Source organism: Flavobacterium sp. BFFFF1, assembly GCF_002256285.1.
GTDB lineage: Bacteria > Bacteroidota > Bacteroidia > Flavobacteriales > Flavobacteriaceae > Flavobacterium.
In genome coordinates this window covers 1-9,215 of the sequence record NZ_NKJE01000049.1, presented here as the reverse complement: position 1 = coordinate 9,215, position 9,215 = coordinate 1, and the positions used below count along the sequence as shown (strand labels likewise).

The window sequence follows — 9,215 nt, the reverse complement described above, 5'->3', positions numbered from 1 at the left end:
AAACCCAATTAAAACTGATACCAGTTAAATCGTATGCCGCTTATGATGCTACCAATCCTTTAAAACCATATTCCTTTGAGCGCCGTGAGCCCGGGCCAAACGACGTGCAGATCGAAATTTTGTATTGTGGCGTCTGCCATTCGGATATTCATACCGCAAAAGGAGACTGGGGACCAGCCATTTATCCGCTTGTTCCGGGACATGAAATCGTAGGTCGTGTGGTAAAAGTCGGCAGTGAAGTCACTAAATTTAAAGCAGGGGATTATGCCGGTGTTGGCTGTTTTGTAGATTCGTGCCGTACCTGTGCAAATTGTAAAGCAGGAGAGGAGCAGTTTTGCGAGGAGGGCATGACCGGAACTTACAACAGTTTTGAGCGCGGGACCGAAATCCCAACTTACGGAGGATATTCTACCGGAATAACCGTTGACGAAAGTTACACGCTGCGCATTTCTGATAAATTAAACCTTAGCGAAGTAGCACCGCTATTGTGCGCAGGAATTACAACTTATTCACCATTACGCCACTTAAACGTGGGAAAAGGGCATAAAGTGGCCGTTTTGGGATTGGGCGGACTTGGGCATATGGCGGTGAAGTTTGCGGTTTCGTTTGGTGCTGAAGTAACGATGTTGAGCGGGACACCTTCAAAAGAAGCCGATGCAAAAAGCCTCGGTGCACATCATTTTGCGCTGACCTCAGACGCAGAAAAAATGCTTTCACTGTCCAATTCTTTTGATTTTATCCTGAATACGGTTTCTGCCGCGCACGATTACAATTTTTACCTCAATCTGCTGAATACAAATGGCACCATGATTGTCGTGGGCGCGCCACCGGCACCCGCTCAAATACCGGCGTTTACATTGATTATGAAGAGGAGAAGTATTATGGGAAGTTTAATTGGGGGCATTGCAGAAACCCAGGAGATGCTGGATTACTGCGCGGAGCACAACATCACGTCAGACGTTGAAGTGATCCCGATGGATTACATCAACAAGGCCTATGAGCGTATGGACAAAAGCGACGTCAAATACCGCTTCGTCGTTGACATGGCGTCCTTAAAATAGTATAATCAAAATAAAAACAGCGGTTTAAAAATGTTAATGTTAAGCAAAAATAGGCCGCTGTTTTTTTTGATGTGTGTATATTTACTTTGCAATCTTACAAATAAACCTATATGAAACAACGTGTTACACTCAGCATTCTTTTCATGATTTTCGGAATTTCTTCAGCCGTTTTAGCGCAGGAGAAACCACTAAGTACGGCGGAAACGGCCACAGGCACCATTAATGGGAGTTCAATTACAATCAACTACGGAAGCCCTTCCGTAAGAGCCCGTGAAATATGGGGAAAACTGGTGCCGTTTGACGAAGTATGGCGCGCTGGCGCAAATGAAGCTACCACATTCACAACGGATAAAGACATCATGGTGGAAGGATCAAAATTACCAGCAGGTACTTATTCTTTTTTTGTAATCCCGAATGCGAAAGAATCGACCCTGATCTTTAACAAGGTCGTAAAACAATGGGGTGCTTACAAATATGATCAGGCGCAGGATCAGCTTAGGGTAAAAGTGAAGCCACGCGCCACTTCAGCAAGCACTGAAAAGCTGACTTACAATGTTAATAAAGACAATATTACATTAAGTTGGGAAAAATGGGAACTTTCTTTTAAAGTGAAATAATTCATCTGATTACATATAATATTATTAATTCAGGAAAAGACATTGTTCAGAAAAGGACAATGTCTTTTTTGTAACCAATAAATAAACAAAAATGGAAGCAGCACAATTTGAAGATCACCTAAACAATCTGTTTGTATCAGAAGATTCAATTCCCGAAGCATTCCGAATTTCAGAAATACACCAGCGGGAGTATCTGGTAAACGGCGAAATGAAACCATGGAACGGAAATGTACACCAAGTCTTTTCGCCAATTTACATCAGGAAGCAGGAAGGTTTAAAGCAAAAATTAATCGGTAGTTATCCGCTGGCGACAGCAAATGAAGCTCAGGAAGCGCTTGACGCCGCTGTCCATGCCTATCGCGACGGAAGAGGCGAGTGGCCTGTAATGAGTGTCGCCGAGCGCATTCATTGTGTCGAGCAGTTCACCGGGAAAATGATTGGCAAAAAAGAAATTATCGTCAAGCTGATCATGTGGGAAATTGGAAAATCCCATGCCGACTCGGTGAAGGAATTTGACCGTACCGTAGAATATATTTATGCTACAATTGATGCGCTCAAAAATCTGGATCGCGATTCGTCCCGTTTTGAAATCGTAGAAGGTATTGCCGCACAGGTAAGGCGTTCTCCACTTGGAGTAGTATTGTGTATGGGGCCCTATAATTATCCTTTAAATGAGACGTTTACAACATTAATTCCAGCATTAATAATGGGCAACACGATTTTGTTCAAGCCACCCAAGTTTGGAACGTTGCTGCATTATCCGCTGCAACAGGCATTTCAGGAGAGTTTTCCTAAAGGTGTTGTAAATCTTTTATATGGAAGGGGAAATGTCATCATTCCCGGACTTATGCAGTCAGGTAAAATTAATGTTTTAACTTTAATTGGTTCCAGTAAAGTGGCCAATGAACTTAAGAAATTGCACCCGAAAGTAAACCGCTTGAGGGCAGTTCTTGGTCTGGACGCCAAAAACGCAGCAATTGTCACTTCAAAAGCAGACATCCCATTGGCTGTAAAGGAAGTGCTCACGGGTTCGTTGTCATTCAATGGCCAACGGTGTACGGCGCTCAAAATCGTTTGGGCACATAAAAGCATTGCAGACGAATTTGTTAGCCAGTTTAGCGCAGCAGTATCTGAATTGAAATTTGGTCTCCCATGGGACGCCGCGGTTTCCTTAACGCCATTGCCGGAACCTGATAAAGTTGAATACCTAAATGGCTGTATTGCTGATGCAGAAAGCAAAGGAGCGAAGGTGGTTAATGCAAATGGAGGCAGGTCAGTTGCATCATTTTTCTTTCCTGCTGTGGTATATCCGGTGAACAGCGATATGCGGCTTTACCACGAAGAACAGTTTGGACCGATCGTGCCGATAGTTCCTTTTGAAAATGCCGAGGAGGTAATTCAGTACCTTATTGACACCAAATATGGACAACAGGTCAGCATCTTTACGAACGATGCCGACGAGCTGTCAGAACTCATTGATCCGCTGGTGAATCAGGTAAGCCGCCTGAACATCAATACCCAGTCACAACGTGGCCCGGATGTGTTTCCGTTTACGGGAAGAAAAGACAGCGCCGAAGGAACATTGTCGGTCACAGATGCCATCAGGTCGTTTTCTATAAGATCGTTGGTAGCATTTAAAATGACCGATGAAAACAAGAAATTGATTAACGAGGTTGTGAACGAAGACAAATCCAATTTCCTGAGTACGAAATTTATTTTTTGACAGATTAAGCGTTATCGAAAGACCGCTATGGGATTATTTGGATTCAAGCGGGGGTTTAAGATACAAATACCATCTCGAAAGGATGGTATTGTTGTGTATTATCAATTGTAGCGCATATTACACGTATTTTTTCTATTTTACATAATATAAATTATAGTTAAAATATTCAAATGACTGTTTGTGGAGAATTACACCGTCGATTCTTTGGGTAAATAAACATGAAATTCGGCGCCGATTTGTTGTTTGCCATATGCCAAAATAAATCCGTTGTGGTTCTCAGCTATCTTTTTGCAAATCGCAAGGCCCAATCCGGTACCGGAATAATTCTTGTCTGTTTCGAGCCGCCTGAACAGCATAAAGATATTCTCAGCGTATTCCTGGCGAAATCCAATTCCATTGTCTGATACGACAATTTTATAGTATGATTTAGGATCAATCAATTTATTATCAAAAAACGTATTTTCTGCAATTTTTTCGTTTCGCACCAGGATTTCCGGATCAACGTTTATCCTTGAATATTTTATTGAGTTTGAAATCAGGTTCACGAACAGCTGTTGAATTTGAAACGGAATGCCTTCAATTGTCGGCAGATCATCAACCTTAACAGTGGCGTTTTTTTCATCAATACTCAGCGACAATTCTTCAACGACGACCTTCATTAAGACATTAAGATCTGTTTTTACAAATGTCCGGTCGCCCTTAACCGCCCTGGCATAATTCACCAAATCAACCATCAGGTTTTGCATTCTGTTTGCCGAAAATCGTATTTTGTTAAAGTAATCCTTTCCCTGCTCCGTCATGTTTTCCATCTCGTTAGCTTCGAGCCTGGAAATAAACATCTGAATTTTCCTTAGCGGTTCCTGCATGTCATGGCTAACGATACTGTTGAACGATTCCAGCTCCGCATTAATTTCAACCAATTTTTGGTTGTTTTCACTCAGTTTCTTCGTGTCCAGAAATTGTTGGGTGATGTCTGAATTTACGCCGATTTTAACCAACTGCCCTTTCGTGTTTCTGCGAAAACTCCCCACTGACTTCAAATACTTGATTTCGCCGTTATCCAAAACATACCGGCAAGTAATAGACGTCGGTTTCAAATCTATTAACGACTCCATATGGGCCCTGATCGCTGCCTCCCGGTCGTCGGGATGAATGAGTTCGGTAATTGTTTCCAGGCTTGCTTCAAAACTTTGTGGCTCCCGGCCGAGCAGTCGGTAAAAATTATCAGAAAGTGTATAAACTTTTGTATCCAGGTTCACTTTCCAATGCCCGAACGATGCAATCTTCTCGGCATTATTGAACGTTTCATTTAGGAATTTTAAATCATCATTGGCCTTTTTTACCTTGATAATATCATTTTTCATTTTACTGTAAGCCAGTCCGAAAATCAACAGGCAGGTAATGGCGAGCCCCACGGCAGTATAAGAGGACTCACTGATCCGTTTACTATGCAGTTTATGTTGCGTATTGACCAGATGCTGCTGCCGGCTAATCACAGCATTCAAATAAGATTGTAAATTATCACTTAAAATATTGCTTCGTAAAAGATTATTTTTTAGCGTATTAACATCGTAATTATTTATGGAAGCTGCCGTTAGAATTGCATTGAAAATGGCAAAACGCTGGTTCAGTTTGATTGCAAGACTGTCAATTTCCAGCCGCGACTCAGGACTTTTCAAACTTAGTTCCTGCAACTTCGACATCCTTAAGTCGAATTCCCGTTTGTCTAGAAACCGGTCTTTGAGGAAAAGGCTGTCTTTAGTAATAATGAAACTGCGGAGTGCCGATTCATTTTTATTGATTTGAGTCGAAATTTGCTCTAATTCAAATTGGATGTTATTTGAATTGGCAATGGCTTTTACCGATGTTTCCAATTCCCGCATCTGGAAATAAAACATGGTTGTAAGATAACCTATTGCGATGATGGCTATCGCCAGTGTAAGCTTCAGTATGTTTGAAAATCTGAATATCCGGGTAAATTTCATTTGTTTTCATTATACACTGAAAAAGAAAGTTTCTTTATTCAATCCTGATGTGTGGAACTGCCAATTCATATTAACGACGTCCTTAATTACTTTCTTCAGTTTGGTAAAATCGTTTGGTTTCTTGATGTATACATTCGCACCTCCAATAAAAGTTTCTTCGATGTCTTTTTCTGATGACGAAGTGGAATATATGGCAATTGAAATATCTTTAAACTTGGTATTCTCGCGAATTTCTTTCAAACAATCGAAACCCGTTTTACAAGGCATGTTCAAATCCAGAAAGATAATGTGCGGTTTTATGCTGTCAGGGTCTTCAAGATAATCGATTAACTCCGCACCGTCTTTAAAAATCGTGAGTGTGTTATTCATCTTAAGTTCCTGGATGGCATCATTAAAAAAATTCCTGTCGTCTTCGTCGTCATCGGCAAGGATAATGTGCATGGGTGTTTTGTTGTCGATATACATAATGGGGATTTATGTTAGATTTAATAAAATCAGCTGTTGATACTTCTGCGCCTGTCCACAATCCTTTTAAACATAGACGGTGTGAGTCCGGTAACTTTTTTAAACTGCGCCGATAAATACGCCACACTGCTGTAGTTCAGCTTGTACGAAATCTCTGTTAAAGTTAAGCCGTCTTCAATAATTAATTTCTTTGCCCTTTCGATTTTCTGGATAATGATAAAATTCTCGATGGACGTATAGGTATATTCGGAAAATATGTTCGCAATGTAGCCATAACTTAGGTTCAACTGATCTGAAAGGTAGTTTGAAATGGTAGACAACGGTAATTTGTCTTTTTCATAAATCATTTCGATAATGGTGTCTTTGATGCGCTGAACGAGCTGGCTCTTTTGATTGTTAATGATCTCGATGCCGTAATGGGCAAGTGAACTTTGCAGCTGCGCAAGATCTTCGTCAGAAATGCTGTCTATCAATTCAATTTCCCCGAATTCAAGTAGATTATACTTCAACCCAAGCCGCTCTATCTGTTCCTGCATAATGACACGGCAGGCCATATTAATATCGTATTTAATATACAGTTTCATTAACGATAATTATTTGGTTAAATATTTCTATAAATATATATAAAAACCACAAAAAAACACCTTATTAACCCAGCAAATTTGACTTTTACCGAAAATTTGTTAGCGTTCCCAATAGATTGCTATCATTGAAAATTACAGCATTAAAAAAAGGAGCCGATACTAAATAAGCTCCTTGTGTGGGAGTATGGAAGCAATCAATACGACTGAAATATATAAGATAAATATTGCATTTTTACAGTTCAAAATTGCCTAAACGCGGCTTAAAAATGTTTATGGGATTTCTATAAAATGTTATAGGATTCACATATCATTTTTTGTCCGGACGAATAATCATGCGCAGAGACTGGTCCTTTGAAAAATAAGCCACCATCCAGTTGTAAAAAGTTTGTACGCGATTCCTGTAGCTGATCAGTGATATTAAATGTATGAACAGCCAGGCCATCCAGGCAATAAAACCATTGAGGTGGATTTTAGGGTTCGGGATATCAACTACTGCTTTATTTTTTCCAATAATAGCCATCGAACCTTTATCCTTATAGGAAAATGGCTTTAACGCAAGGCCCTTCGATTGCTGTTTAAAGTTCTTGGCGAGGTTCTTTCCTTGCTGGATCGCCACCTGGGCTACCTGAGGATGCCCTTCGGGAAAACCCATATCCGTTAATTGCAAACAGGTGTCCCCTATTGCATAAATATTATCGGCACCTTTCAGTTTGTTGTATTCATCCACCAAAAGCCTCCTGCCCCTTCCATAACTTTCAACCGAAATACCGTCAAATTGCCTCGCACTAACCCCGGCAGCCCAAATGAGGTTTTTCGTCTGTATTGTTTCGCCATTGGCAAAAAATACGGTATCATCTTTGTAGTCAGTGACGCGGGTGTGCAATTTTACAACAACACCTAATTTAGTGAGGGCTTCCAGCGTGTCGCTTTGTGATTGCACACTCATCGGCGAAAGCAGTGCATCACCACCATCAACCAAATAAACGTTGCTCGCTACAGTCTGTAATTCAGGGTATTCTTTAACAAGTATATTTTTTCTCATTTCCGCAAACATTCCGGATACTTCTACTCCGGTAGGTCCACCTCCAGCCACCACAATTGTCAACAATTGCCTGCGTTTCCGGATGTCTTTACATATGGCTGCTTTTTCGATATTCTTCAAAAGCGTATTGCGCATTTCAATGGCATCATTCAGGGTCTTCATTGGGATGGCATTTTTCCTGACATTCTCCATTCCAAAGTAATTTGTTTCGGCACCCGTAGCAAAGACAAGTGCGTCATATTGCAACTCCCCGTTGTTAAGGATAATCTTATTTTCTTCCGGAATGACCCTTTGCAGTTCGCCAAGCCTGAATTGAAGGTTTTTTTTTCCAGCAAAAAACTTCCTGAAGGGATAGCTGATGCTTGAAGGTTCTAAAAATGCTGTTGCGACCTGGTAGATGAGCGGAGGAAAAAAATTATAGTTGTTTTTGTCAACCAGGGTTACCCGGATGTCCCGATGGTGTGCCAGTTCTTTGCAAAGGTTTATCCCGGCGAACCCCCCTCCTATTACGACAATTTCCATGTTATTGTTGCTTTGGTTCTGCCTTTAAAAAGGCACATAAAATTAAGCAATTTTATTGTTTTTCGCTAATGGCATACGGTCCAGATACCGAATTTATGAAAACTTTAGCGTATGCTGCGCTGCGAAGAAATATACGACATATGCCCTATTTACCCATGTAAGCCGTTGGTCTAATTTTGATTTTGATTACACTGTATCAAATAAAAACCAAAAAAGAAATCATGAAAAGAAATCTACACTTTCAATCAGCGCTTCTATTCTTACTGTTTTGCTGTCTTCAGCAGGCACATGGCCAGTCGGCGGGTTTCAATTCCACCTTCATCGTTTTAGACATCAATAACGGAGGAAATGCCTATTTTGACCTGCAGGCGGCTACGGGAAATCCTGATTTTCAAGGAGCAAATCTCGGAAACTTCTGTGAGGGCAGCGGCAACGGCATTATTCTCAAGGGGGCTGAGCATAATGTTTATAAATGCGGATCATGCGATTTGACCAACACGCGATTGTATTACAGCATTTATCCAACGGGTTCCCCATCGGGAAGTTTCGTTTCAAACACTATCGGTTATAGTTTGGGTAACGCAAACGGCTGTGGCGGCGCTGACCAGCGTTGGTCCGATACAGGGTATGCAACCAACCTGCTTTCAGGCTTAACGCCTGGCAATTATACGATTGAAGTGTATTCCGATGCATCAACAACGTGCTTTGGGACTATTTTCGCTTCCAACAGCAGCAACAATTATAAAGCAACCTTTACCGTGAGCGGCAACCTGACCTACTATGTTGACAGCGATGGTGACGGCTTCGGAAATAACGCTGGACAACAAGTCTCGTGTATGGGCACGCCAATAGGCTATGCTGCAAATAACACTGACTGCAACGATAACCAGCTTCAATACCTGGATTCAGATGGCGATGGGTTTGGTTCTAACATCCTTGTAGGCTGTGGCGTACCCAATAATTCAGACTGCAATGATGCACAATTACAGTACCTCGATGCAGATGCCGACGGATTTGGAGCAAATACCCTTGTCGGATGTGGTGTAGCAAACAATGGTGACTGCAACGACGGCCAATTTCAATACCTCGATTCAGATGGCGATGGGTTTGGTTCTGTTACACTTGTAGGCTGTGGCGTACCCAATAGTTCAGACTGCAATGACAACCAGCTCCAATATCTTGACGCTGATGGCGATGGATTCGGAAGGAATAGACA

At 41.4% G+C, this 9,215-nt stretch carries 7 protein-coding genes and 1 pseudogene; 4 read left to right on the top strand and 4 right to left on the bottom strand.

The features are described 5' to 3' along the window. Window positions 1-14 precede the first annotated feature (14 nt). The 3 genes from CFE23_RS16125 to CFE23_RS16115 all read left to right on the top strand — a co-directional run bounded on the left by CFE23_RS16125 (window position 15) and on the right by CFE23_RS16115 (window position 3,401). Window positions 15-1,061: an NAD(P)-dependent alcohol dehydrogenase gene (locus tag CFE23_RS16125; protein WP_291090322.1), complete on the top strand. Its 1,047-nt coding sequence runs from the start codon at window positions 15-17 to the stop codon at window positions 1,059-1,061. 110 nt (window positions 1,062-1,171) lie between these two features. Next, complete coding sequence (locus tag CFE23_RS16120) at window positions 1,172-1,678, top strand: DUF2911 domain-containing protein (protein WP_291090319.1); 507 nt, start codon at window positions 1,172-1,174, stop codon at window positions 1,676-1,678. A 91-nt stretch (window positions 1,679-1,769) separates the two neighbouring features. Next, window positions 1,770-3,401 (top strand): NADP-dependent glyceraldehyde-3-phosphate dehydrogenase, encoded by a 1,632-nt coding sequence (locus CFE23_RS16115; RefSeq protein ID WP_291090316.1) that lies wholly within the window; start codon window positions 1,770-1,772, stop codon window positions 3,399-3,401. A gap of 188 nt (window positions 3,402-3,589) precedes the next feature. Here CFE23_RS16115 and CFE23_RS16110 read toward each other — a convergent pair whose 3' ends face one another. From CFE23_RS16110 to CFE23_RS16095, 4 genes are all read right to left on the bottom strand, one after another. Further along, a complete protein-coding gene (locus CFE23_RS16110) occupies window positions 3,590-5,386 on the bottom strand; it encodes an ATP-binding protein (RefSeq protein WP_291090313.1) in 1,797 nt (598 codons plus the stop codon). Window positions 5,387-5,395: 9 nt separating this feature from the next. After that, window positions 5,396-5,851, bottom strand: a complete 456-nt coding sequence (locus CFE23_RS16105) for a response regulator (protein ID WP_291090310.1) — start codon at window positions 5,849-5,851, stop codon at window positions 5,396-5,398. Between the two features lie 29 nt (window positions 5,852-5,880). After that, on the bottom strand, window positions 5,881-6,435 hold the full coding sequence (locus tag CFE23_RS16100; RefSeq protein ID WP_291090307.1) for an AraC family transcriptional regulator: 555 nt from the start codon (window positions 6,433-6,435) through the stop codon (window positions 5,881-5,883). Window positions 6,436-6,742: 307 nt separating this feature from the next. Beyond that, a complete protein-coding gene (locus CFE23_RS16095; protein WP_291090305.1) occupies window positions 6,743-7,999 on the bottom strand; it encodes an NAD(P)/FAD-dependent oxidoreductase in 1,257 nt (418 codons plus the stop codon). A gap of 221 nt (window positions 8,000-8,220) precedes the next feature. Here CFE23_RS16095 and CFE23_RS16090 point away from each other — a divergent pair. Then, window positions 8,221-9,215, top strand: a pseudogene (locus CFE23_RS16090) (hypothetical protein); the annotation flags it as partial.